This is a genomic window from Jatrophihabitans sp. (assembly GCF_035474675.1).
GTDB lineage: Bacteria > Actinomycetota > Actinomycetes > Mycobacteriales > Jatrophihabitantaceae > Jatrophihabitans_A.
In genome coordinates this window covers 26,384-51,187 of the sequence record NZ_DATINC010000053.1, presented here as the reverse complement: position 1 = coordinate 51,187, position 24,804 = coordinate 26,384, and the positions used below count along the sequence as shown (strand labels likewise).

18 protein-coding genes and 1 tRNA gene are annotated in these 24,804 nt (G+C 68.7%); 9 read left to right on the top strand and 10 right to left on the bottom strand.

Annotated features, from left to right (window positions below; all coding sequences use genetic code 11):
• Positions 1 to 2,121 (bottom strand): cobyric acid synthase (locus VLJ82_RS06200; protein ID WP_408662455.1); only part of this gene is annotated, 2,121 nt, incomplete at its 3' end.
• Positions 2,118 to 3,086, bottom strand: a complete 969-nt coding sequence (locus VLJ82_RS06195) for a cobalamin biosynthesis protein (protein ID WP_408662454.1) — start codon at positions 3,084 to 3,086, stop codon at positions 2,118 to 2,120. The genes VLJ82_RS06200 and VLJ82_RS06195, both read right to left, overlap by 4 nt.
• A 208-nt stretch (positions 3,087 to 3,294) precedes the next feature.
• Between VLJ82_RS06195 and VLJ82_RS06190 the strand changes: the two genes are divergently transcribed.
• Positions 3,295 to 3,367: transfer RNA gene (locus VLJ82_RS06190), tRNA-Lys, on the top strand.
• 173 nt (positions 3,368 to 3,540) lie between these two features.
• Here VLJ82_RS06190 and VLJ82_RS06185 read toward each other — a convergent pair.
• Together VLJ82_RS06185 and VLJ82_RS06180 are read right to left on the bottom strand one after the other, a co-directional pair.
• Entirely contained in the window at positions 3,541 to 4,995 is a 1,455-nt protein-coding gene (locus VLJ82_RS06185) for an argonaute/piwi family protein (protein ID WP_408662453.1), read from the bottom strand.
• Complete coding sequence (locus VLJ82_RS06180) at positions 4,992 to 6,422, bottom strand: DUF4365 domain-containing protein (protein WP_408662452.1); 1,431 nt, start codon at positions 6,420 to 6,422, stop codon at positions 4,992 to 4,994. The genes VLJ82_RS06185 and VLJ82_RS06180 overlap by 4 nt, the downstream gene beginning before the upstream one ends.
• A 249-nt stretch (positions 6,423 to 6,671) precedes the next feature.
• Here VLJ82_RS06180 and VLJ82_RS06175 point away from each other — a divergent pair, with 249 nt between their 5' ends.
• Both VLJ82_RS06175 and VLJ82_RS06170 read left to right on the top strand, forming a co-directional pair.
• Positions 6,672 to 7,451 carry a hypothetical protein gene (locus VLJ82_RS06175; protein WP_408662451.1) on the top strand — a complete coding sequence of 260 codons (780 nt, stop codon included), beginning with the start codon at positions 6,672 to 6,674 and terminating at the stop codon, positions 7,449 to 7,451.
• Positions 7,452 to 7,792: 341 nt separating this feature from the next.
• A complete protein-coding gene (locus tag VLJ82_RS06170) occupies positions 7,793 to 8,596 on the top strand; it encodes an MBL fold metallo-hydrolase (RefSeq protein WP_408662450.1) in 804 nt (267 codons plus the stop codon).
• 951 nt (positions 8,597 to 9,547) lie between these two features.
• On the opposite strand, the gene VLJ82_RS06165 is transcribed toward VLJ82_RS06170, so the two are convergent.
• Entirely contained in the window at positions 9,548 to 10,561 is a 1,014-nt protein-coding gene (locus tag VLJ82_RS06165) for a DUF3103 family protein (RefSeq protein WP_408662449.1), read from the bottom strand.
• Positions 10,562 to 11,339: 778 nt separating this feature from the next.
• Between VLJ82_RS06165 and VLJ82_RS06160 the strand changes: the two genes are divergently transcribed.
• Both VLJ82_RS06160 and VLJ82_RS06155 read left to right on the top strand, forming a co-directional pair.
• The gene (locus VLJ82_RS06160) at positions 11,340 to 12,854 is read left to right on the top strand and encodes a M4 family metallopeptidase (RefSeq protein WP_408662448.1); all 1,515 of its coding nucleotides are present in this window, start codon (positions 11,340 to 11,342) and stop codon (positions 12,852 to 12,854) included.
• A 163-nt stretch (positions 12,855 to 13,017) separates the two neighbouring features.
• Positions 13,018 to 13,626: a hypothetical protein gene (locus VLJ82_RS06155; protein WP_408662447.1), complete on the top strand. Its 609-nt coding sequence runs from the start codon at positions 13,018 to 13,020 to the stop codon at positions 13,624 to 13,626.
• A gap of 30 nt (positions 13,627 to 13,656) precedes the next feature.
• On the opposite strand, the gene VLJ82_RS06150 is transcribed toward VLJ82_RS06155, so the two are convergent.
• Entirely contained in the window at positions 13,657 to 14,538 is an 882-nt protein-coding gene (locus VLJ82_RS06150) for a TIGR03621 family F420-dependent LLM class oxidoreductase (protein ID WP_408662446.1), read from the bottom strand.
• Between the two features lie 425 nt (positions 14,539 to 14,963).
• Here VLJ82_RS06150 and VLJ82_RS06145 point away from each other — a divergent pair, with 425 nt between their 5' ends.
• From VLJ82_RS06145 to VLJ82_RS06130, 4 genes are all read left to right on the top strand, one after another.
• Positions 14,964 to 15,905 carry a TIGR03621 family F420-dependent LLM class oxidoreductase gene (locus VLJ82_RS06145; protein WP_408662445.1) on the top strand — a complete coding sequence of 314 codons (942 nt, stop codon included), beginning with the start codon at positions 14,964 to 14,966 and terminating at the stop codon, positions 15,903 to 15,905.
• Between the two features lie 90 nt (positions 15,906 to 15,995).
• Positions 15,996 to 16,496 (top strand): hypothetical protein, encoded by a 501-nt coding sequence (locus VLJ82_RS06140; protein WP_408662444.1) that lies wholly within the window; start codon positions 15,996 to 15,998, stop codon positions 16,494 to 16,496.
• Positions 16,497 to 16,574: 78 nt separating this feature from the next.
• Complete coding sequence (locus VLJ82_RS06135; protein ID WP_408662443.1) at positions 16,575 to 17,225, top strand: class I SAM-dependent methyltransferase; 651 nt, start codon at positions 16,575 to 16,577, stop codon at positions 17,223 to 17,225.
• A 74-nt stretch (positions 17,226 to 17,299) separates the two neighbouring features.
• A complete protein-coding gene (locus tag VLJ82_RS06130) occupies positions 17,300 to 18,637 on the top strand; it encodes a serine hydrolase domain-containing protein (RefSeq protein WP_408662442.1) in 1,338 nt (445 codons plus the stop codon).
• Between the two features lie 140 nt (positions 18,638 to 18,777).
• Here the strand turns inward: VLJ82_RS06130 and lanKC are convergent, their stop codons facing one another.
• The 4 genes from lanKC to VLJ82_RS06110 all read right to left on the bottom strand — a co-directional run bounded on the left by lanKC (position 18,778) and on the right by VLJ82_RS06110 (position 24,729).
• Positions 18,778 to 21,444 carry a class III lanthionine synthetase LanKC gene (gene lanKC, locus VLJ82_RS06125; protein WP_408662441.1) on the bottom strand — a complete coding sequence of 889 codons (2,667 nt, stop codon included), beginning with the start codon at positions 21,442 to 21,444 and terminating at the stop codon, positions 18,778 to 18,780.
• Between the two features lie 224 nt (positions 21,445 to 21,668).
• Positions 21,669 to 22,382 (bottom strand): glycosyltransferase, encoded by a 714-nt coding sequence (locus VLJ82_RS06120; protein ID WP_408662440.1) that lies wholly within the window; start codon positions 22,380 to 22,382, stop codon positions 21,669 to 21,671.
• Positions 22,379 to 23,737, bottom strand: a complete 1,359-nt coding sequence (locus tag VLJ82_RS06115; protein WP_408662439.1) for a PIG-L family deacetylase — start codon at positions 23,735 to 23,737, stop codon at positions 22,379 to 22,381. Before VLJ82_RS06115 ends, VLJ82_RS06120 begins: the two co-directional genes overlap by 4 nt.
• Complete coding sequence (locus VLJ82_RS06110; protein WP_408662438.1) at positions 23,734 to 24,729, bottom strand: acyl-CoA dehydrogenase; 996 nt, start codon at positions 24,727 to 24,729, stop codon at positions 23,734 to 23,736. The genes VLJ82_RS06115 and VLJ82_RS06110 overlap by 4 nt, the downstream gene beginning before the upstream one ends.
• Between the last annotated feature and the right edge of the window lie 75 nt (positions 24,730 to 24,804).

Sequence of the window (24,804 nt, the reverse complement as noted above, 5' to 3'; positions counted from 1 at the left end):
CCAGAGCTTGGTCAGCGACCGCACCACCACCACGCCGGTCAGATCCTCAATAGAGGCCAGGCTTTCCGGCTCGCCGGGCACCGCGTCGGAGAACGCCTCGTCGACGACCACCAGCCGGCCCGGACGGCGCAGCGCGAGCAGCGCCTGCCTGGGATGCAGCGTCCCGGTCGGGTTGGTGGGGTTGCCGACCACCACCAGGCGGGCGGAGTCCGGCACCCGGTCCGGGCGCAACGCCCAGCCGTCGTCCGGGTCGGTCAGCACCCGGTCGACCTGCCAGCCGGCGGCCCGCAGCACGACCTCCGGTTCGGTGAACTGCGGGTGCACCACCGCGGCCCGGCCGGCCGGGATCCCTTGCGCCAGCAGGGTGAACGCCTCGGCGGCCCCGGCGGTCAGCAGCACCTCGGCAACCGGCCGGCGGTGCCGGGCGGCCGCGGCCGCGATGGCCGCCCCCGGCCGGGGATAGCGGGCCAGCTGCCCGCAGGCCGCCGCGATCGCCTCGGCGAGCCAGGCCGGTGCCGGATCGGTGCAGACGTTGACCGCGAAGTCGTGCAGGTCGCCGGTGAGTTCGGCGTCGCCGTGGTGGCGCAGGTCGGCCGGCACGGCCCCGCCAGGCGGTCGCAGGGCTGCCGGCGGTAGCACCGGCAGGCCGGCGGGCGGGCCGCTGCCGATCAGCGCGGTCAGCGCGTCGAGGTCGAGGCCGGCCTCGAGGGCATCGGCCAGCCGGTCGAGCTGGCGGGTCCGGTTGGCGGCGATGTCGGTGTCGGGCGCGGGGGTGAAGTCGCGTCCGGCGAACTCGGCCACCTGCCGCAGGAACGCCCGGCGGAAGTCGTCGGAGTCGAAGGCGCCGTGCCACATGGTCCCCCACACCGCGCCGAGCCGGCAGCCGTCAAGGAAGGGCTCGCACGGCTCGGGACCGGCTGGCAGCGGCATGGTGATCCCGTGGTGGATCTCGTAGCCGGTGCTGACTTCCGCCCCGTACGCGGTGCCGGTGGGCCGGCTGAGGATCTTCTCGGCGCCGAACCGGACGGTGACCGGCAGCAGGGCCAGGCCCCGCACGGTGCCGGCGCCGGACTCGACCTCGTCATCGATGGTGTGCGCCAGCATCTGGTAGCCGCCGCAGATGCCGAGCAGCGGCCGGCCGGTCCGGGCTCGTTCGGTCAGGGCGGCGGCCAGGCCGCAGCCGCGCAGCCAGTCCAGGTCGGCCACGGTGGCGCGGCTGCCGGGCAGCACCGCGAGGTCGGCGGCGGCCACCTCGGCGGGTGAGGTGGTCCAGCGCACCGTGACGCCGGGCTCGGCGCCGAGCGCGTCGACGTCGGTGGAGTTAGAGGTGCGGGGCAGCCGGACGGCGGCCACCGAGAGCCGCTGCGCGCCGACCGGCCCTCCGCCGTCCAGGGCCGGCGGGGTGGACAGCGAGTCCTCGGCCGCCAGCCGCAGGTCGGCCAGCCACGGCAGCACGCCGTACACCGGACGTCCGGTGAGCGCGGTCAGCATGTCCAGGCCGGGTGCCAGCAGGTGTGGGTCGCCGCGGAACTTGTTCACCACGAAGCCGACGACCAGCGACTGGTCACGTTCGCCGAGCAGCGCGAGGGTGCCGTAGAACGCGGCGAACACCCCGCCCCGGTCGATGTCGCCGACCACCACGGTGGGCAGGTCCCGCTGGTCGGCGAGCCACAGATTGGCCAGGTCCGTCTCGCGCAGGTTGATCTCGGTAGGACTGCCGGCGCCCTCGCAGACCACCACGTCGTGGCGCCGGCGCAGCTCGTCGAAGCTGGCCAGCACCTCCTTGCGCAGGGTGGCGGCCAGCTGCCGGTAGTCCAGCGCGCCGGCCTCGGCGTACGGCCGGCCGTGCAGCAGGACGTGCGAGCGCCGGTCGCTGCCGGGCTTGAGCAGCACCGGGTTCATCAGCACGCTGGGCTCGATCCCGCAGGCCTGGGCCTGCAGTGCCTGCGCGCGGCCGATCTCGCCGCCGTCGGCGGTCACCGCGGAGTTGTTGGACATGTTCTGCGCCTTGAACGGGGCCACCGAGATGCCGCGGCGGGCCAGCAGCCGGCACAGGCCGGCGGTGAACAGGCTCTTGCCGGCGTCCGAGCTGGTCCCGGCAACCAGCAGCGCGCCTCTCATCCGGCGGCGTTCCGGGTGGCCTCGCGGGCCTTGTGCACCAGGTGCATGCCGGCCAGCAGCACCCCCAGGGTGGCGTACTGCAGCAGGTGGCTGAGCCGGGTGGCCCGGCCGATGTCGGCCGGCTCCGGAGTCCGGCCGGTGCCCAGCAGCGGACGGTGCTCGGTGTGGCTGGGGTAGCTGGTCTCGCCGCCCAGGGTGAGACCGAGCGCGCCGGCCGCGGCGGCCTCGCACTGGCCGGCGTTGGGGCTGGGGTGGGCCGCGGCGTCGGACCACCAGGTGCGCAGGGTTCGGACCGGCGACCCGCCGACCTGGCGGGCGAGTGCGACGGTGAGGGCGGCGGTGAGCCGGGACGGAATGAGGTTGGCGAGGTCGTCGAGGCGGGCGGCGGCGGTGCCGAACCTGGCGTAGCGGGGAGAGCGATGGCCGACCATGGCGTCCAGGGTGTTGACCGCGCGGTAGCCGAGCAGGCCGGGCAGGCCGGCGACGGCACCCCAGAACAGCGGTGCGGTGACCGAGTCGGCGGTGTTCTCGGCGACCGATTCCACGGTGGCCCGGGCCAGGCCGGCGTTGTCCAGGCTCTCGGGGTCGCGGCCGCACAGGCTGGGGATCAGGGTGCGAGCGGTGCCGGTGTCCTGGCGGTAGAGCGCGGCGGCGAGGTCCGTGGCGATCCGGCGCAGGCTGCGGCCGCCGATCACGGTCCAGGTGCCGGCGGCAATGACCAGCGTCCGGCGTATCGGGCGGCGGCGGGTGCGGTGCTCTATCAGGGCCGCGCCGACGACGACCGGCAGCACGCAGGCCGCGGTGTACCGCTGGCCTGCTTCGCGGGTGTCGCGGTAGAGCCGGCGCTCCAGGGCGGCGGCGGCCATGCCGAAGCCGGCCACCGGGTGGCCACGCCGGGGGTCGCCGAGCAGCTCGTCGGCGAGCACCCCGAGGACGAGGCCCGCCGCGACGGGAAGGCGCGACATCTAACGCCCGGGTGCCGGGCACTGCCGGACGAGCCGGGCTGCCGTCATCGTTTCCTGACCTCCGTCGGGTGTCCCCGCACCCAATCACAGGGGCTCGAGCGGGTCCACGCGGGGTGGCTGGCCGGCTGGGCGCCGGATTTCAAGCGGCCCGGCGGGCTCTGCTAAGGTTCTCATCCGTGCCCGCCGCCAACGGGTACGGATGTTGCAGGCGCCGCTAGCTCAACTGGCAGAGCAGCTGACTCTTAATCAGCGGGTTCGGGGTTCGAGTCCCTGGCGGCGCACAAACGTTGTAATTCGCGCAACGCATTTCGGTTGATGCCAGACCAGGTCCATCCGAGATGCCTGTCGATATTGTGCGTGCGATCCGAGGATGGCCAGACCGTTCGGATCGATCGCCCGAGTACATGTGCGTCAATGCCGCGCTGCTCAAGTTGCTCCCCGTATTAGTGCGTGCTCACATATATTGCGCGTACCGGGCTGCGACCGGCGACGACGAATCAACGAACCGTAAGACTCGCTTCACCTGTTCCGCGGTCCGGAGCGTGACCGGCAACCGCCCGTCGAGCCGGGTTTGATTCCAATTCATCTTGGATAGTGCCATCACTTCGGCCGCCAGAGCTGTGATCGACCTTGTCGGCATGAGGGCGCGGATACCGATCGGCGTTGGTACGTGCATGCCGGGATAGGTTGAGTAGAAGTCGATGCTGCCTGCTGTATAGAGCAGGGCTTCGGTGTCAGCGAGTTCAATCACTGTGCCGCGAAGCGGTGGGGCTTGCCCGCGGCGGTAGGCGCGGATGCCTTCGCTGGAAGTTATCCAGATCAAGTCGAGCGCATCGAGTCGTCGGGCTTCGGCGGCCGAGCGGAAGCCGTCAGCTTCTTCTTCGGTGAAGTCCGACGCCTTGTGGATAACGACCCGGGCTGGCTCCGTTCGATGTTCGCGTCGGTATTCATCGAGCGCCGACAGCAGGAGTTGCTTCGCTCCGTCGCCAGATAGGTGGGGCTGGCGGTCGTCGCCACGCGGGATAGCGGATTCACCGCGCACTACGACGCCATCGCCTCGCTCATTGAATACCTGTGCTACCGCCGTTTCCAGGTTGCCGTCACCACCGGCTTGGTAGAACGACACGCCTACGAAGCAGGTCGTTAAATCACGGCTGTCGCGCTGCATACGCCAAGGGACTCCGCCAGCCTTGTAGTACAGCGCGACGTGAAGATTCCACGCCCGCGTGGCCTCGTCCTGCCGACTCGACCCAGCTGGTGGTGCGACGGATTCGTCGAAAGTGCTCCGCCGGACGATTTGTACCGGCGTTCCGATAGACAGCAACCGTGCCTTGACAAGGTCGTGGAAGTTGGCGAAGCGCATCGCCACATCCGCTGACACGTCATTATTTCCTTCGCCATCAGGTTTGCGGCGTGGCTTGCCACGTCCTGGCGCTCCGATGTCCTTCAAGCCGACCGGTCGAGCCATCACGATGACGTCTACACGGTTCCGCTCGGCGAGCGCCCGGACTTCGTCGCAGTACACCTCGACCGCTCGGTCGAGTGCGGCGACGCCACTGGCACGCTCGATCCCGCGGAGAGCTGAGGGGCTGATAGCGTTTGTCGCCCGGTCGGAGAAGACGACTGTCGAGCACAGGCCGCGGTCGATATCGCAGCCAGGGAAAGCCGGAAACAGATGCGGATAACGCTCACCTTTCGCAGAGATTTCATCGCGGCATCGCTCCAGCCAGAGCTTCAGAGCTTCGAGGTCTTGCTCGGGCCCGACAAGTCCGAGCCGCATCGCTTTCGGTTGCTCAGGTACGTCGAGGTCCGCCGGCCCGTAGGCACTGATGCCGAATCTGGGATCGATATGACGGCTCGAACCGCCGAACTCAAGCTCAGGCTCCGGCAGTACTTGGGCGCGCATCACCGGCGCCCCCCTTCGGGGCGCGTTTCCGCCGCTACGGCACTGCTTTCCTCCGCGTATTCAGCTTCCGCGAAGAGTGCCAGTAGATCGGCGACCTCCTCAGACTCGACGGCATCGCCGTCCTCGGGCGCGATGTCGTCGGAGTCCGAGTCGCTCGCCTCGGTCTCCGACGCGAGCGGCGCCGGGCCCCAATGACGGTCGTCGATCCCTGCATTTACCGTGACCGTTTCTAGCTCACCGAACTGAACGAGCTTCGGCGCACTGAACAGATCATCGGTTCCGCGCAGGAACTCCGCCCACGTCCGCACCCAGCCGGCAACCGCTGGGTGCCGGTCCAGACGCTTGATGCCCGCCAACAGGCGATCCTCGTAACGATGCGGACTCTTGCCGTCGGAGGTGAAGCAGTAGTCGGGCGTGAGTTCGCAGTACCAAGCACGGCCAATTCGTCGCATCCGCATCGTGACAGCGGCGTGGTGGTAGTAACCGATCGACCCGTCGCGGGCGAGATGCGGTCCAAATACCGTCCGGCCTGGCGTGCCTTTCCTCTTACCAACCTTTCGCGGTGCCAGATCACGGGTGGCCCGGAAGTGAATATGCTTCTTCTCCTTGTGCCATCGCAGCTCGGGATAGCTGTTTTGGATGGTCCGGGTCATGAGGTCATGCAGGGAGAAGCGAACCGATTGATCTCGAGAGTCGGCCCATTCTGAGACGTCATGCGCCTCGACATCGCCCTCGCACAGAACACGAAGAGGCGAGTCCCGCAAATCCTCGAAGCACAATACAAGGCCGTCGCGGAGGACGAACGGCGGTCGTGCACCATCCGTCGACTCTAAGAGCTGGCCGGCCGTGGCGTATTCGCGCGTCACCGCGGTCGCGAGGTACAACCGCTCCGGTAGCGAAGTCACCTTCAACAGGTTGGTGTCCAGAACCTCGGTGCGCGGCGTGGGCTGAAGATACAGACCAGCCGACACAGGCATACCCAACCGCAGCAACGTCGGCCCAGCGTCCTTATTGAATGCGTGTGTGGCTTTATCGATCAGGAGCCGCCGGGCTGCGCGGGTCTTAGGGTCGGCGAACTCAGCCTTAACGTCGATCCACCACGCTTCATCTTTCTTCGGATGAGACACAACGACGATCACCGGAGCGTTCCCTGCTAACCAATGCTCGAGGTCTCGCTGATCACAGGTGAAAACGAAGCTAGTGCTCGACTCTTGTAGAAGCGATCGATCATGTGCCTTGCTTTGCACCAAGATTGTCTGATTCAGGTGGCGTCGGGTCCCTGGCTCCACCAAATCGATATGTCCATCTATGCCGTGGTCGATGCGGCGCGGATGAAAAAGGTGCCCCATCTCTAGGACGCGCCGCTCGATGAGGTTGACGCCTTCCTCTCCGATGACGGTCTGCTGAGTGACCTTCTTGTATTCGCGCACCGTGCCTCCGTTCGGCCACACCCTATGTGTCGGGCCTGACGGTTCTACGGTAGCCAAGGGGTACGACAGTTCTGCTGTATCAATGGCTGCCGTCAGCGGACCGCTCATTATGGACGGATTGTCTACCTATCGAGCTGTTCCACCGATACGGCCGGTGGCGCCTGGGGTGACGCGCAGCGGCCCTCGACGGCGGCCAGGTGTTGGCCTGCCAACGGGCTGGGCACGGTTCGGATCTGGTATGCACACGACGTGACCCAAGATGAGGACGAACTTGACGCGGGAGAGGCCAACCACTCGCTGAGCCCACTGCCTGCGCCTAGTAAAGCGACCGAGATTGCCGTCAGGACTGCATTGGCGGCCTTGGTCGCCGGCGGCGACCCGCTAGCCGCAGCTGCGGCCCAACTCCTCGCGCCTCCTCTCGCATCGCTTACCCAAGGCGCCATTAGTGAGTGGCGACGGCATTCAGCGAACCAGATTGACCTGGCGCTATCAACGGCGACGGCAGACGCCGGCATCGACCCAGAAGCCCTCTTTGACCGGCTGACCGGCGACCCGAAACGCTTATTGCTGCTGCGGGACGCATTACAGAGTGCCGCCGCCACGTCCATGCAGTCGAAGGCACGTGCGTTCGGCCGGGCCATAGCGAATGGTGCGCTGACGGCGGACGACGCGAAGATCGACAACGAGGCGCTGGTCGTGCGTGCGCTGGCCGACCTCGAGAGTCCGCACGTCCAGGTGCTGGCGCGAATTCAAGGGGGAACCGCTCGTATCCCGCGGCCGGGCGAACAACGCGAGTTGTCAGAGAAGAGCCTTGCCCTTGAACGCCTGGACGCCCACGGACAAGCAGCACTCTTGCAGCCACTCCTGCAGACGCTGCTCCGCAACGGCCTCGTCCGTCAGGTTGCGCTTGGCGAGTCTTGGGGCGAGGAACCGAACGACGAGGACGCCGACCGCACCAACACGTGGGCCGTTACGAACTTCGGAGTTGAGTTACTCCAAAGGCTACGCACAGCAGGTGAGGATTGTTAGATTGTGCGATGGACTCGACGCGGGCGCGCCCAACGGACACTGAGATTCCTCGTACAGAACTTCAGGATGGTCGACGGTGCGAGTCGTGGCAAACCGAACCGTAAATATCGACCATTCGCTTTGAGCGGTCTCCGCGCTCCGCGTCACGATGCCCTCAAGCGTCATTAGGGTTGGAAAGCTGTCCCAACAGGTGCACCAACGTTGTAATCCGGCCTCACACCTCGCCCGCTCAAATTCCGCATCAACGCTAAATATCGGCTCGTATGCGCGGCATGCCGGTCGACCGTCGGCAAGCGGCTCACCGTTGGACGCGAGGCCTCGGATGAGATTAGCCTCATGCCATGCTAACGGCGGTCGCTGACGGCGTGTTCGTCCGTCAGAGCGAGTTCTGCCGAAGCAATGCAGTGGTGGTAGTCGGCGACGACGGCGTGCTCCTCGTCGACCCGGGGGTACACGCCCACGAACTCCAGGCGCTAGCCCGCGAACTGTCCGAACTCGGGCTCAGAGTTGCGGCGGGGTTTTCAACACACCCGCACTGGGATCACTTGCTCTGGCACGAGATGCTGGGCTCGGCGCCTCGCTACGGGACGTCGCGGTGCGTGGCCACTGCCCGGCTCCGGCGATCCGATGCGCAGGCAAAGGCCGCTCGCTTGGCCGAAGGCGTACGGCTGGACCTGCTTGGCGAAATCATCGACGTCCCCATGCGCACCGACTGCATCGCGTGGAACGGACCGCCCGCGCGGATCCTCGAGCATCAGGGTCATGCTCCGGGCCATGCCGCGTTGCTGGTCAGCGGCGTACTGGTTGCCGGTGACATGCTCTCTGATGTCGAGATCCCGTTGCTCGACCTCAACGGCACGGCGGACCCGATCAGGGACTATCTTGCTGCCCTGGATATGTTCCACGAGATAGCCCGTGACGTCCGGGTGGTGATCCCGGGTCATGGCGCTGTCGGCACAGCTGATCAACTGCTGAACCGCATCGATCAGGACCGTGCGTATGTGACCGCGCTGAACCTGGCGCAAGAACGCGATGACGCGCGGATCGAACCATCTGCGGGCTACGGCTCGGACTGGCTGCCTGGCGAACACCAGAGGCAACTGCTGTACGCCCAGCAACGAGCCGGACTGCGACCCTCGGACTAGGACCCGAACCGCTAGGCGCACATGGCCCTCTCCGTAGCGACTCTCAACCGAGACCATCCCACGCAGCCAGGGTAGGAAAGCTGTCCCAGCAGGTGCACCAACCAACACAGGATGGCCGAGCTAGCAGTGCGCTGGCATTTTGCTTGCGGCTTCGCCATGGGGACGATGAAGCTCGCTGAGCGGCGCCCAGCCAGACTCAAACCTCAACCACACGACTCCATCCACTCGCACGTAGCAGTAGGCAGAGTTCTCTTCGCCTGCAGTAAGAGCATCGGCTGCCGGCCCCTGCCGCGGAGGCGCGCCAGCTTCCCCAGACATGACGACGTCGTGATTTGCAACGTAATTCACTCGTTCCGGCGAGGTATTTGCCTCATAGATCCATGAACCCACGATGGTTGCCAAGAGAGTCAAGGTCGAGATCCATAAACTCGGAACGCGTCGCCTAGCCGAACCCAACGCCTCTGTGATTGCTGCGGCGACTACAAAGATTGCCATGCTCAGCAAGACGATCATGTCGATTGGGAGGGCCTGGCTGCTGACTACCACGCCTACAGCGGTGGATACCGCGCCAACGATCAAGGCGATCAGCCATGAATAACGTACCAACATTCGTTTCCACCATAGCGTCAGCCGACGCAGAGGCGGTGGCGGTGAACCCGAAGGCATTATTGGAGCCTAGCGAACCCGAGGCGTGATTTCGGTAGCGGCAGGCATTTCACTATGAGGCTGAGGTCGCTCGGTAGTCATGGCAAACATCCGCGTGCGCGTAGGCAGAGCGAGCGGGTTTCTGCACTGTGTTCGCCACGATCTGAAATGTGTACTCGCGGAACTCAGCCCGACGGCATACCGAAACTGTGCGACTACCTAACCGGGGACGAGCGGCGAAGACGCCGGCCACATTCGCAGCCGGCGCCTTCGCCCTTGGTCAGAACTGGACGAGCGGGCTAAGCCTCAGTCCGTCCACTGCTCGAGATCGCTCCACGGCGTCATCTTGTTCGTGCCGCCCTCGAACGTGGACAGATCCAACTTGATGTCGCCGATGAGGTCGTCGCCGTCATCCATGTGCACGCCGAGCGATACCGAGCCGTAGGACAGGGTGAAGTCCCAGGTATTGCCGTCGTCTTCCCACCAGGAGAAGATGACACCGCAGGTGGCGGTGCCCAGCTCCCGGGTGCCGACCCAGATGTCCTCGTCGTCGTTCAGGCTGGACCAGTCGATGTCGGTGTAGCTGAGGCCGCATCCTTGCGCGCGCAGCGAGATCTCCGCGCTGCCCTTGGTCCACGGCTCGTTGTCGTGGATGAGGTGCACCTTCACCATGCGCACCTGGTACGAAGTCGTCGCTAGAGCCAGCTGACCGGTCGTCATCGCGTCGCGGCTGGTCGATACCGCTTCGGTGTTGAGCAGCTTGCCCGAGTTATCGGTCCTCTCGTTGAGTCCCAGCACGACGACGGGACGAGCGGGCGCCACCTGCGCATCCAGCGTGTGAGCCTTCCCCGCCGCGTCGTAGGCAGTCACGGTCTTGAGCGTGGTGTCCTCGACGCCGGCGGGCATGTAGGCCACCAGCGGCGTGTAGCTGGCCGGATCCCAGGAGTCGAAGTGCGCCGGCACGGCGACCTGGAAGCGCGGGATACTGCCGGCCAACCGATCGACGGCGCCCACGGCGTCGCTGTACTGGGCGGCTCGCCCATGGCTGTACGCGGCCGCCAGGCGGCTGCGAACATCTGACGTGCCCGCGATCGACGTGTAGAGAGCCTCGGTGTCGCCGTCGAACCGCTTTGCCACGGCGGCATGAATGTTCTGACGCATCGTCTGGTCGGCCATGGCGCGGGCGAACAGCTTGGCCAGTGCGTCCAGGGACTGGTTGACGCCGGCAGCGGACTGGCTGGCCGAGCCCTTCGCCGGGGCGGCGACCGCTGAACTGTTGATGCCTATCGTGCTGGCGGAAGCGACCGCGAGCGCGGTCAAGCCCGCGCCGACGAGGCGTAAAGGCTTCCGAGAGTTGCGAGTTCGTGCTCGCTGGAGGGAGAGGGCGGTGGAACTAACGGACATATCGCTCCTTCACATTCCTGTGTGACGGCCGTCACGCAGGAGGGGCACGCTAGCAGAGCATGTGAGATTCATGAGCGTGACGCATCCGATCATGAAACTTCCCGGGGCGCGCATTCAGGTGGTTACACCTCAAACCGCCGCAGTCATCTGACCCCGCTCGCTGTCTGCGGCAGGCGCCTGGCGAGGGTCCGGATCGTCGACGCCGGACAGTACGGCGGAACAATTCCGCCGGCGCCGTCCTCAGCGAGGGGTGAACCGACAGCCGGTCGGGTCTCATCCACGGTGTGTGCCCGCTGTCATCCCGGGAACAGGATCATGAACAGATGGTGTGAGAATCATTGACAACTCTATTTGCGCCCTCTTAGGGTTCCTCACGACCTAATGCTCTATCCCATCTGAATGCCCTCGAACCATGCCGTAGGAATAACGGCACGGCTTGACTACAGGCTCGGATGTGGACTGGTCCACTGCCACGGGGTGCCGGGCCCAGGCAGGCGTCGAGCGCGCCCGGCAATGAAACAGGTGTGCTCGGAGGTCCCCCGGCTCACCCCACCCAGACGAAAGCCAGCGCCTCCGCCCATATACGAGCTCCCCGGAACGGGCTGTCGCTGATCAGCTCTCGCCTGTCACGAAAGGTCTGCTCATGGCCCTACCCCCTCGTCGCCGTAGCGCGACAGCGGTCGCCCTACTCGGTATGTCGGCCCTGGCCGCCGCCGGTATCGCGGCCACCGGCCCGGCCACCGCCGCGCCCGCTCCCCACGCCTCTCCCAGCGCCCTGGCCGCGCAGTCGGCGGCCAGCCTGGTCGCGTCGAAGGCAGCCGCCCTGCACATCAGCAAGTACGACGCCTTCATCGCCCATAAAGTGATCTCGACCCGTGAGGGTCTGCAGTACGTGCCCTACGACCGGACCTACAAGGGCCTGCCGGTGATCGGCGGCGACTTCGTCGTGGTCACCGACTCCACCGGCAAGGTGCTGTCCACCTCGACGGCCCAGGACCAGGCGATCAACCTGTCCACCGTCGCGACCCGCACCCCCGCCCAGGCCGCGGCAGCTGCCCGGGCCCACGCCAAGGGCCAGACCCTGGACAAGGTCGCCGGCACCCGTGCGGTCGTGCTCGCCTACGGCACGCCGCAGCTGGCCTACGAGACGATCGTCTCCAGCCACACCGGCGCCACGCCCAGCAAGCTGCACGTGTTCACCAACGCCACCACCGGCGCGCTGGCCTACAGCTTCGACGAGGTGCAGGAGGGCACCGGCACCGGCAAGTGGAACGGCCCGAACCCGCTGACCATCGACACCAGCCACCCGACCAGCACCACCTGGACGATGACCGACCCGACCCGGTCGAACGTCTCCTGCCGCGACAACGACACCAAGGCGGTGTTCTCGGGCACCGATGACGTGTGGGGCAACGGCGTCGGCAGCAACCGCGAGACCGGCTGCGTGGACGCCCTGTTCGACCTCAAGACCCAGTGGACCATGCTGTCCACCTGGCTGGGGCGTAACGGCATCAACGGCACCGGCGGCGGCTTCCCGATCTACATGGGCCTGAACGACCTCAACGCCTACTGGAACGGTTCCTCGGTCACCATCGGGCACAACCAGGCCGGTGACTGGATCTCCGCCCTCGACGTGGTAGGCCACGAGTTCGGCCACGCGGTGGACAACTTCACCCCCGGCGGCATCGGCTCCTCCGCGGTTGCCGAGTTCACCGGTGACGTCTTCGGCGCGCTGACCGAGCGGTTCGCCAACGAGTCCGCCACCTACGACGAGCCCGACTACACCGTGGGCGAGGAGATCAACCTGGTCGGCAGCGGCCCGATCCGCAACATGTACAACCCGTCGCTGGCCGGCGACCCGAACTGCTACTCCAAGTCGGTCGACCGCGCGGAGACGCACTCGGCGGCCGGTCCGGGCAACCACTGGTTCTACCTGGCCTCCGAGGGCAGCAACCCGACCAACGGCCAGCCGACCAGCCCGACCTGCAACGGCAGCACCGTCACCGGCATCGGCATCACGACCGTCGGCCAGATCTTCTACAACGCCATGCTGGCCAAGACCTCGCGGATGAGCTACGCCAAGTACCGGGTGGCCACCCTGAACGCGGCCAAGAACCTCACCCCGGGCAACTGCACCAACTTCAACACCATCAAGGCTGCCTGGAACGCCGTCAGCGTCCCGGCGCAGACTGGGGAGCCGACCTGCTAGTGGCCGACCCGGGCAACCGGTTTCTCAACGCCTGACCCTGGCATGACCAGGATCGCGACCGGGCGGCAAGCCAGTAACGGCTTGCCGCCCGGTTCGTCGTTCCCGCCCTGCAGGAAACGAGGGTCGAGCGCGTGCGCGAGGCATTCCGATCTAGCCTTCGCCCATGGCCTTGTCTCCTGAGCAGTTCTATGACCACGCCCTAGCGGCTGCCGATGGCGAGCGCCGGCTGCCGCTGGCCCGTATGACGAGTTGGGACATCAGTCCCTTCGAGCCGGACGGGCTGCGGGTCACGCCGTTACGCCCACCGGTGTTGCCGGAGCCGGCACGGCACGGGGAAGACCCGGCCGAGTGCGACTCGTGCCGCCGCCGCGACGAGGGAATCTGGTTCGACGACCATTGGCGGTTGACCCGCATCCCGGGAGCCGGCGTGCCGCTGATCCTGATGTTGTACCCACGCGAGCACTACGACCTGGCAGAGCTGCCGGACGGGCTGGCCGGCGAGCTGGGCGTCCTGGTCACCCACCTCGCCCGCCACGTGCAGGCGCTGCCGAACATCTCCCGGGCGCACGTCTACCGGATCGGCGACGGCGGCGCGCACCTGCACGTCTGGTTCTTCGCCAGACCGGAGGGGCAGGCGCAGCTGTACGGTTCGTGGCTGCCCATCTGGGACGACCTGCTGCCGGAATACCCGGCGGAGGTGGCCGAAGCCGACGCGGTGATCGTGGCCGAGGCGTTGACGGCCTCCTACGGTGGCCGGCGCTCGGCTACCTGAGCAGTCGGCTGGCAGCAGGTACCTGGCTGCTCAGGCGAGGCTGTGGACCTGCTTGATGATCGGGCCCAGCACCTCCATGTGCGGTCGCTGCACGCTGATGTAGCTGAAGCCGAACCGTTCGCGATTCTGCAGTATCTGCCGAGCGATTTCGTCCTCGGTGCCGAACAGCAGGAACGGGGAGTTCAAGGCCTCTTCGACCGTGGTGTACGGCGCGTAGTCAGCGGCCACCCGGGCCGCGGCCGCCCGCCGGTCCTCAGTGACCTCGACGTCGAGCACGAAGCAGTTGCGCTCCTGCTGCTCGGCCCGCTCGCCCGCGATCGATTCGTAGAAGCGAACCCGCTGCTCGGTCTCGGCGTCGGTGGCTATTCTCAGCGTGGCCGGAGGCTGGCCGGCCACCTGGAACCGACCACCGAAACTGACGATGTCGGCCTTGCCCGCGGCCAGCGTCAGGGTGCGTTCACCGGTGCCGCCGAGCAACAGCGGAGGTGGGGTGAGGTCCTGCTCGACGGCGAGCAGCTCGGTCACCTGGTCAATGGTGTCGGCGAGCCGGTTGACCCGTTCCTGGAACGGCTGCCAGGCGATGCCGGCCGCATCGAACTGCGCTTTGACCACACCGGTGCCGAGCCCCAGCTCGAACCGGCCGCCGGTGAGCCGGACGGCCGACATCACATCGCGGGCCAGCAGCGACGGGTTCCAGAAGCCGACGTTGAGCACGTAGCTGCCGACCCGCATTCGTTCGCAGGCGTAGGCGGCGGCCACCGCGGCGGTGAACGGCGAGGTGCGGTTCGGACCGAGGTGGTCGACGCCCAGCGCGACGTCGTAGCCGTATGCCTCTGCGGTGCGGCAGATCTCACGTAGATCGCGCGGCGAGCGCGGGGTCGCCAAGGTGAAGCCGAAGCGGAAGTCACGCATCGAGAGCCTCCTCAGGGTCGGGTGACGTCGGGTGAGTCTCGGCAGTCGATGGCCGGCTCAGACCCGGGCCAGATTGGCTGATTCAAGGTTCCGCAGGCCTGCCGAGGATGCCGAGATCGGTGGCCCGCTGCTTCATCTACCTTCCTTGTCCATACGTACGGTCTCTGACGGCCGAACGGGTGATCCGCCCACCGTCAATAATTTTGAAGGCAAGCGTTGCACTATGTGCTGCACTATCCGTTTAACCGGGAAAGCACCTTATGTATGGCATTTGTTAAAATCTGACTCACATGATGCTGTGTTGCCCGATGGGCCTATACGTACGTCCTGCCTGGGGTTGTTCCCGGCGTGGCGAGCCGTCGCAGCAGCTGCCTGACGGTGAACCTGCCAGGCCTGACCGCCGGCGGGCGGCCATAATGACGATCATGCGCCCCTTCCACTTCCTCGCCGATGCCCGTGAGATCGTCACCGGCCCGGAACTTGCCGAACGCGCCCGGCGTGCGGAGCAGCTGGGCTATCACGCCCTGGTGATCCCGGACCACCTGATCAAGCAACTGTCCCCCACCGTCGCGATGACAGCGATCGCGGCGGCCACCTCGACCCTGCGGATCTCGGCGTTCGTCACCAACAACGACCTGCGCCATCCGGCCGTGCTCGCCCAGGACCTGGCCAGCATCGACGTGCTGTCCGGCGGCCGGGTGGACATCGCGATCGGCGCCGGCTGGAACAAGCCCGAGTACGACGCCATCGGCATCGGCTTCGACCCCACCCCGGTCCGGCAGGCCCGGCTGGCCGAGGCCATCGCCGTGCTCAAGGGGGCATTCACCGGCGAGGAGTTCAGCTTCGCCGGCGAGCACTACACGATCACTGACTACACCGGCTACCCCGTGCCAGTGCAGCGCCCGCATCCGCCCTTCTTCATCGGCGGCGGCGGCCGGCGCACCCTGACCCTGGCAGGGCAGGAGGCAGACATCGTCGGGTTGGCGCCGCGCATCCGCAAGGACGCGCGCGTCGACACCGAATCCCTGACCTGGGCCGCTACCCAGGAGAAGATCGACTGGGTTCGCGAGGCCGCCGGCGAGCGGTTCCCGAGCCTGGAGCTCAACATCTACCCGTCGGTGTGGCCGGTGACGGTCACCGACGACCTGCGCGGCGAGGCCCGCAAGGTCATCGACCATCTGCGGTCCGGGACGGACGTCGAACTGACCGAGGACGAGGTCATCGACTCACCCCACGTGTTCATCGGATCCGTCGACCGGCTGGTGGAGAAGTTCCTGCAGCTGCGCGAGGAACTCGGCATCAGCTCGGTCTTGCTCGGCGACATCGGCGAGCTGGAGCCGGTGCTGGAGCGGCTGTCCGGTAGCTGACACCTGACGATCACGGCGGGCCCGGCACCACCCGAGCCAGAGCAGGATCGGACAATCCCGGATCGGACCGAAGTCCTAGATTGGACCGCTATGGACGCCACCCCGCTTCGAGACGCCTACCGCACGCTGCTGGACGCCGCCGCCACGGTGGCTGAGGCGGGCGAGGCGAACACCGTCCCGCCGGCCGGCGAGTGGGGTGCCGATCAGATCCTGGCGCACGTCGCGCTCGTGACGGCCACCGCCATCTCTGCCGTCTCCGCCGTCGCCGCGGGGGCGAACACCACGTACGACAACCGCATAGCGCTCGACACCTGGACCATCGAGCGCGTCATCTCGCTCACCGCCGGCAGCGCCGAGCTCAGGGATCGCATCCGCATCCAGGGCGAGGCCCTCTGCGCACTGTGCGGCTCGATCAGCGAGGTCGAATTCGACACGCCGGCCCCCACCAGGCTGCTGTCCAACGATGCGGTCGTGGTCGATCAGGTCGTACCGCTGCGCGGCATCCTCACCGCCCTCGCCGAGCTCGAGCTGCCCGGCCACACCCAGCAGCTGCTGGCCCTGCTCGCGGCAGGCGCTCCCGCAACCACCTGACTCGCCCCGGGGTAGGCGGCTAACCCGAACGGCCGCGGTCCCGACCTCGCCGGAACAGAACGCGCCTAGCATCGCCAGATGGACCAGACGCAGCCGCTTCGCCGTTACTTCGACGCCCAGGCCGGCAGCTACGACGACTACACCGGAAACGGCGCGTGGACTCCGAACCAGTATCTGGCCGGGGTTCTGGACACGCTCGCAGCCGACCACGTCGAGGTGCGTACCGCGCTGGACCTGGGCACCGGGACTGGGCAGACGCTGGAGGTCGTCCGTGCCGCCTTCCCGCGGGCCGAGCTGTGGGCCAGCGACCTGTCGCCGGCCATGCTGCGCCGCGCTGCCCTGCGGGTGCCGGACGCGCATGTCGAAGTCGCCGACATCTCGGGCTACGTCGCCCGGCTGTCGCGGTCCTTCGACCTCGTCACCGCCGTCGGGTGCCTGGAGATGGTCGACGACCTGCCGGCCGTGCTGCCGAAGCTGATCCGGCACGTCAATCCCGGTGGCCATCTCGCCCTGACCGTCCAGGCGCTGATCGACGGGCAGGGTGCCGAGCAGGTCCGCACCGCCCTGTCTGGGGACGGCGAGGACCAGCGCTGGTGCTACAGCTGGTCCACCGCCCGGCTGCTGCGGGCACTGCCGGGCGGCGAGCTGCGTTCCAGCCACCTGTTCACCGCCTACTACCGGGGCGAGCAGCCCGTGTTCTACGAGTTGTTGCTGATCGGCAAGCGGTGACGACCCGGCCGGTCACCGGTTTGTAAGCTGCCCGGCAGCGCGGCACCCGCCGCCAACCGAGAGGCGGCAGGCACGTGGTTGCGCAGGACACCCTGGACTACTACCGCAGCTGGCTCGATTACCGGCGCTGGTTCCTGCGGATTCCCGGCGTGCAGGCCTGCGTGGCCTGTGACGGCGTGCCGCGGCTGTCCGTCGCGCTGGGCACCGCCGACGAGCCGGCCGGCACTCCGCTCACCGAGCGGCACCGGTTCCGGATCGCCTCGCATTCCAAGACCTTCACCGCGGTGCTGGTGCTCCGGCTGGTCGAGCGGGGCCGGCTGCGGCTCGACGACCCGATCGCCACGTGGGTACCCGGTCTGGTAGGCAGCGCGCTGGCCGGAAGGACCCTGCGCGAGCTGCTCAGCCACGGCGGCGGGGTGGTCCGCGACAGCAAGGACGGCGACTTCTGGCAGCTGCTGCGGCCCTACCCGGACCCGGACGAGCTGGTGCGGATCGCCGCCGCACCGTCCGCGGCGGTGCTGCCCCGCCACCAGCGGTTCAAGTACTCCAACATATCCTACGGCCTGCTCGGCCTGGTGATCGAGCAGGCGACCGGAGCGAGCTACGCCGACGCGGTGCGCACCGAGATCCTGGACCCGCTGGGCCTGTCCGGCACCGCCGCCGACCTGGAGCCCGGCCGCGGCGCCGAGATCGCAGCCGGGCACAGCGCGCTGGCCTATGCCAGCGAGCGAACCGTCATCGACCAGGTCAGCACCGCCGCGCTCGCGCCCGCCACCGGGTTCGTCGCCACCGCCGCCGACCTGGTGGCCTTCTACAGCGCCCTGCTTCCCGGCAACGACCGGCTGCTCGGCGAGGACTCCCAACGCCAGCTGCGGCACCGGATGTGGGACGTGAAGAAGGCAGAATCCTGGTACGGGCTCGGGGTGTCGCTGCTCCGGGTGGGCGAGCACGACCTGTTCGGGCACGGCGGCGGCTTTCCCGGCCACATCACCAGGACCCTGGCCTGCCCCAAGCGCCGGACGGTGGCATCGGTGCTCACCAACGCCATCGACGGGCCGGCCGAGCCGCTGGTCACGGCGCTGTTCTCCCTGATGGACGCGGCTGATTCGGCATCGCATCGGCCGGCCCCGGACGGCGTCGGGTTCACCGGCCGGTTCGCCAACCTGTGGGGAGTGCAGGACGTCGCGCTGCTCGACGGCCGGCTGTTCGCGATCAACCCCACGGTGGCCGACCCGGCCGACGACCCGGTGGCGCTGGAGGTCGTCGACGACAGCACCCTGAAGATGGTCAGCGGTCCGGGCACCAACTCGATCGGCGAGCTGATGCGCTACGACTTCGCCCCGGACGGCACCGTCCGGTCGGTACGTGGCGGCAGCGGTATGACCATGCGCCCGTTCGAGATTCCCGCCTGAGCGAAACCCTGTTACGGCTGGGGCCTGCCGGGCACGGTTGCCCGGTACCCGGCAGGCGGTGGTGCTACAGGCACCAGCAGCTCAAGCGGACGCTGCTGGAGCTGTCGACGTCGCAGCGGTACTCCTCTGCTTCGAACTCCTCAGCCTGCAACTGCAGAACTTCTTCCATGCTGATCCCTCCTTTCCTCCTCCGGTGGTCGGACGGTGTTCCTCGACGCCGGCCGGTGCCCGTCGAGGAGACCCAGGGAAACCGGCGCGGGATCGAGCAGCTGGTGCAGGGCGAGCAGAATGCCGGCCGAGCCGGACCAGAGCTCGGCGGACAGCCGCACCCCGGGCTCTCCGAGCCAGTCCACGCCATCGTCTGAGGGGATGGCGTACCGGAACAGCCCGCGCGCACTGGTGAATGCCGCGTCGACGAGGTCGGGCCGGCCGAGTCGCCGGCCCGCTCCGGCCAGCACCGAGGCCATCCCCGCCAAGCCGGGAAACAGTCCGGGAAGCGCGGTGAACCGGATCGAGCAGGCCCGCAGGTACTGCTCCAGCACGTCGGCGGCGCGCATCGGGGAGCCCGCTTCGAACTCCGCGTCCGGCCGGTGCGCGAGGTAGCGCGAGAGCACCGCGGCCTGCCCGGCGCTACCCACGAACAGGTAGGGATAGAAGCGACGGTCGACGTTGGAGGCCCTGAACTGCAGACCGTTGCCCGGTACCTGTTCGGCATAGGCCAGTTCCTGTTGCAACAGGCGCATTCCTCGGGCGAACAGCCGGCTGTCGTCGGTGCGGCGGTACAGGTGGTACAGCGCGAGCGCCACCCCGGCCCGGCCGCCTACCAGACCCGATCGCCTGGTCGGGCTCAGCCGGGCGTCGAGGGCATCCCCGTCCGGAATGTCGAGGAGAAGCCGCCGGGCCGCATCCAGCCAACGCTGCTCCCCGGTACGGCGATGCTGGATCAGCAGGCCCAGCGCTGTGCCGGCCGCACCTCCCCCGAGGGTGACGGAACTGCCGTTGAGCGGATGCGTCGCCGCCACGCCGAGCAGGGTCTCGGCCGCCTCGACCTCACCCAGTTCGGCCAGCACGCAGGCGATTCCCGCGCTGCCGAACAGCAGGCCCGGAGCGCTGATGGCAGCCGCGGCCAGTGCCTCGTCCCGGAGCCTGCGCACCACCCGCGGATCACAGCCGCGACCGGCGCGGTGCAGAGCGTAGAGCACTCCCGCAGTGCCGGCGGCCACCGCGCGGGTGTCGGTCCGGTATCCCAACGGAACAGTCGGATACACCCGAGCCGGATGGTCCGGCTGGGCCATCGCCTCCAGCGAGTCCGCGGTCCGGTCAGCCAGCTGGCGCAGGGCGGCCATGGTGTCCTGTCGGACGGCTTGCGGTGCGGGTAGCGGGGATTCCTCGGCGCGGTCGCAATATCGGGTGGCCCACTGCCACAGCCGTGGCTCCACAGGTGCCAGGTCGGCCAGGTCGGCGTACAGATGGTCCAAGGCGGGCGGATGGCGCTCGACGATCTCGTGCACCGGGAACAGCAACAGCAACGCCAGGGCGGCCAGGCCGTACCGGTCGAACTCCCGCGGATCGCCCCTGACCACCGACTCCGGATCGGGATGCCGGTAGCCGGGAGTACCCATGACGTGCCGCACGGCCTGGATCGGCTGCACCGCTTCGAAGTCGATCAGCCGGGCCCGGTCGCCCTCGACCAGCACGTTGTTCGGGCTCAGGTCGACGAACACGAACCCGATCTCGTGCAGCCGGTGCAGCTGCGCGCGCAACTGCTCGAGCAGGGCGAGGCTCCGCCGGTAGTACTCGGCGAACGCCTCCGCGCTCGGGTCGATCCGCAGCGCCGGATGGTTGGTCACCATCCAGCGGTACAGCGAGATGCCGGACACCAGCTCGGTGACGAGATAGCTGTGCTCCCAGTGCTGGAACAACTCCACCGGCCGCGGGCACAAGCTCGGTTCCCGGTTGGAGATCGCTCGCAGGGCCAGGTACTCGGCGTTCAGCCGAGTCTTGGCATCCTCGCCGTCCTCGGTGTACCCGTTGTGCGCCTTGGCCTCCTTGACGAACACCGGCTCGCCCTGCGCGGAGCGGAACCGGTAGGCACCACCGGAATTGCTCTGCTGGACGACCGCCTCGAATGTGTAACCGTGCAGCGTGACCGGGCTCTTCTGCGCGGCAGCCGCCGGTGGCGCCTCCGGCCGGAACGGGTCGGACATCCCCGGTGGCAGGTAGAACTTCGGAAGGCGCCGGTCGTCGATCTCCCGGCCGTCCTGCTCCAGCATGCTGTGCACCTGGTTGCCGTCCGCGTCCGTCCGCAGCCGGCTGCGAAACGCTCCGTAGCGGTAGGACACGCACGTGCTGGCACCGAACCGGCGGTCGGTGAGCACCAGCGGCCCGTCGATTCCGGACAGTTCCGCCTCCAGCCGCCGCAGCACCGACAGCGCGCACTGCTCGGTCGGCGGGTACAGGACGCAGAACTTGCCGGCTTGCACCCGGTGCGCATGCTTGCCGTGCATCATCAGGAAGGTGCGCTGACCGGCAAGGTGCTTGAAGGAGACGTCGAACTCGGCGCACACCGCCGATACCACCAGGAGCACGGACTGGGCGTTCACCAGCGAGCTGGACACGTGCACCTTCCAGCCCTGTTCGGGTAGCAGAAGGTCGGCCGGACCCCAGGAGGTCCACGCTCCGAAGTCCTGCCGCGTCCAACCGGCGGGCAGCGGACCGGGGTGGTAGCGCGGTCCCGGGTCGGCGGTGTCCCAGGGCTGGTAGTAGTCCGGATCGGCAACCAGGTAGGCGAGGTTGTTGTCGGCCATCCGGTCACTCCCTCCCCGCACCGGGCAGGCCGACCCCAGAGCCGAGCGTTCGGCGACCGGAGCGCGCTGAGACCTATACCGGTGTCAGTAAGGTACATCTATGTATGAAACCGGACAAGATGCTTAGTTCTATTAACAGGGCAGCCTCTGATCACGGCCGCCGACTTGTCCTGGCCACACCGAGTAAGACGTGGTGACCGAGGTGAGCCTCCGAGCGCCGACGGTCAGCTCGCCGCCTCCTCGTCGTCCAGGCTGTCGAGGTAGGCGGCGAAGCCACCCGGCGCTCGGCCGTCCGACCGGGCCGAGGTGGTCACCGCGATGTCGGAGGACCAGGCGATCGCCGCGCCGGCTGCCTGGGCGGCCGCCACCAGCAGCACGTCCTCATCGCACGCGACCGGTTGGAAACCACCTACCCGGCGGTACCAGGCGGCCGAGATGCCGAGGTTCGAACCGTGCACGTGGCCGTGGCCGTGGCCGGCCAGCGCCACCGCGTACTCCTGTTCGGCCCGCTGCCGGACCCTGATCGGACGGTCCTCCCAGTCGCGCACCATCACCGTGCCGGCGACCACCGCCGCTCCCCGGTCGGCCAGCCGGACCTGCTCTGCCAGCCAGTTCGGCGGTACCGCGGAGTCCGCGTCAGTGGTGGCGAGCCAGGTGCCGGCGGTGCCCAGCATCCCCAGCAGCCGCTCGACCCCCGCCGCGCGGGCCGCCCCGGCCGCGGCGCACCTGGTCGTCACCACCACCAGCCGCACCGGCAGCGCCAGCCGCAGCCTGGCGGCCCGGGCCGCCGAGTCGTCGGTGCAGCTGTCCAGCACCAGCACGACGACCACCGGCCGGTCCACCGCAGCCGCCGCCCGGTCGATCGCACGCAGGCAACGCTCCAACCGCGGTGCCTCGTCCCGGGCCGGCACCACGACGCCGATCCGTCGCACGCTCACAGCCGGCCGTCCCGCTCGGCAACCGAGCGTCCATCCCGAGCGAGTACGTCGAGCAGGAAGTCGTCCTCCTCGTGGCGTACCAGCGCCGGCAACCCGAGGGCGGCCCGCAGCGCCAGGTGCACCGTCTCGGCGGTGTGCGGGTGGTCGGGCGCGCACCGGCGCCAGTGCATCAGGGCGACCACGCCGTCGGTGTCCAGGCCGGCCAGTACCCGCTGGGCCAGCAGTTCCAGGTCGGGCAGGTAGTAGGCGATCTCGGACAGCACCACGAGGTCGAACCGGCCCACCGGCCAGTCCTCGGGCACCCGCAGCCGCCGCAGCTCCACCCCGGCGTGACCGGCAAGCCGGTGGCGAGCCGCTGCCAGCGGGGCCTCGGCCCACTCGGCGGCGACCAGGACGTCGGTGCGCTCGGCGAGCAGCACGCTGAGATCACCCCGCGCGCAGCCCGGTTCGAAGGTGCGCCGGAACCGCTGGCGGGGCAATGCGGCCAGCAGCACCGAGCGCTTGCGCCGCTCGTACCATCCCGACTCGAACGACCACGGATCCGCCGTGCTGCGGTAGATGCTGGGAAAGTAGTCGTCGTCGGCCGCCGCGTGCGAGCCGGGATCGAGGAGCAGCTCCCGGTCCCGGTCGGCGTGCGCCAGCACGGCCGGCGGCAGCACCGCCTCGTCACCGGAGGCCACCGACAGCGGTTCGACCTGGCTCCGGTAGGCGGCCAGCGCCTGCGTGCGGGCTTGCCGGTCGACCGGATCCAGGCTGAACCGCCGCACGTCGCGAGCCAGCTGGTCGCGCAGCGCCACCGGATCGCCGGCGTGCCACAGCCATACCGGGTACTCCCACCAGCGGGTGCGGGTCCGGGCGGCGGCCACCTGCTGGGCGGCCAGCCCGCAGGCGGTGTGGTCCGGATGGCCGTCCGATCGCCAGGTTGACAGCAGCCAGCAATCGGTGTCCGGTCCCAGTACCAGGGTGAGCCCGGCAGCGATGTCGTCGCCGTGCTCGGTCAGGCGCCCGTCGGGCAGGCCCAGTTCGACGACCGACGCCCGCGGTGCCAGCCAGCCCACCGCCTCGGACAGTTCCGCCCGGCGGCGGGCGGCCAGCTGGTCCGGCGAGTGCGTCGGCGAGTGCGGATGCGATGCCCGCCCGTCGCTTGCCACCACCACCTGGATGTCCAGGCCGGCCCGGCCGGCGGCATGCAGCAGCCCGCCGACGCCCAGGGTCTCGTCGTCGGGATGGGCGGCGAGCACCACCAGTCGGGTGCCGGCCGGCGGCAGCCCGACCGGCAGGGCCGCGTCCCACCACGGCTCGGCCCGCCACCGGGATGGCGGGACTCCCTCGTCGGAAGGGCTGAACGCCCTCATCGGTCGCAGTCGAGCAGGCCGGCCAGCGCGGCGAGGTCGCGCTCGGCGTGGTGCTGGCGGACGTAGAGCTGGAGGTCGGCCACCCGGCGGGCATGCTCCTCCTCGAAGGCCAATGGTGCCGGGCCGAGCGCGTGCCCGCTCTCGCGCAGCACCGTCTCCACCGCATCCGCCACCACCGCCCGGGTGCGGGCGGCCAGCAGGGCGGCGCCGGCTGCCGCGACCGGTCGGTCGCCGTCGATGGCGGCGGCCGCATGCTGCAGGGCCAGGCCGGCCGACCAGCATGCGACGTCGGACCGGCCCAGCGCGGCCTGGCGGATCGGGTCGTGGCCGGCCCGCGCCGCCAGCGCCGCGCGCAGGTGGTCGCGGATCGCCCGTGCCGCGCCGTACCAGCACGCCGCCACCCGGATCCCGCCGAAGGCGAAGCCAGGACGGCGCAGGTACCAGCCGACTGCGCCGACCGGCTCACCGGCTACCGCGGTGAAGTGCACCGAGGTGCTGACGACCGTGCTCAGCCCTCGTGCCGCCCAGCGCGAGGGGTCGGCGACCGTTACCCCGGCCGAGCGCAGCTCGACGGCGAACAGCCGTGGACCGTCGGGGGTCCGCGCGGTCGCCAGCGCGCGGTCGAGCAGCCCGGCCAGCGAGCACCATGCCTTGGTCCCGTCCAGCCGCCAGCCGGCACCCACCCGGGTCGCCGTCAGCACCGCGTCGGGCGCCTCTGCGGCATAGACTCCCCACCGTCCGGGGCCGGGCGGCACACCGGCCTCGCGCAGGATCAGCAGCGCGTCCAGATGCGGCTCCACCACCCGAGCCACCGTCAGGTCGATCTCGGCAAGGCCGGCGAGCAGCTCGTGCAGCCCGCCGGCCGGCGGTCTGCCGCCCGCTCCGGCTGCCAGGCCCTCGAGGGCCGCGGCTGCCGCGTCCGCCACCGGCAGCGCGGCGGCGGCCTGCCCGCCGGCCGCCCGGGCAGCCTCGGCTAGCGGGCTGGCAAGCATCGCACCTCCGCACGGTCCAGCAGTGCCCGTCACCGACGGCACCAGCCAGGCCCGTACGGCCCGGCTGCCGGCTGC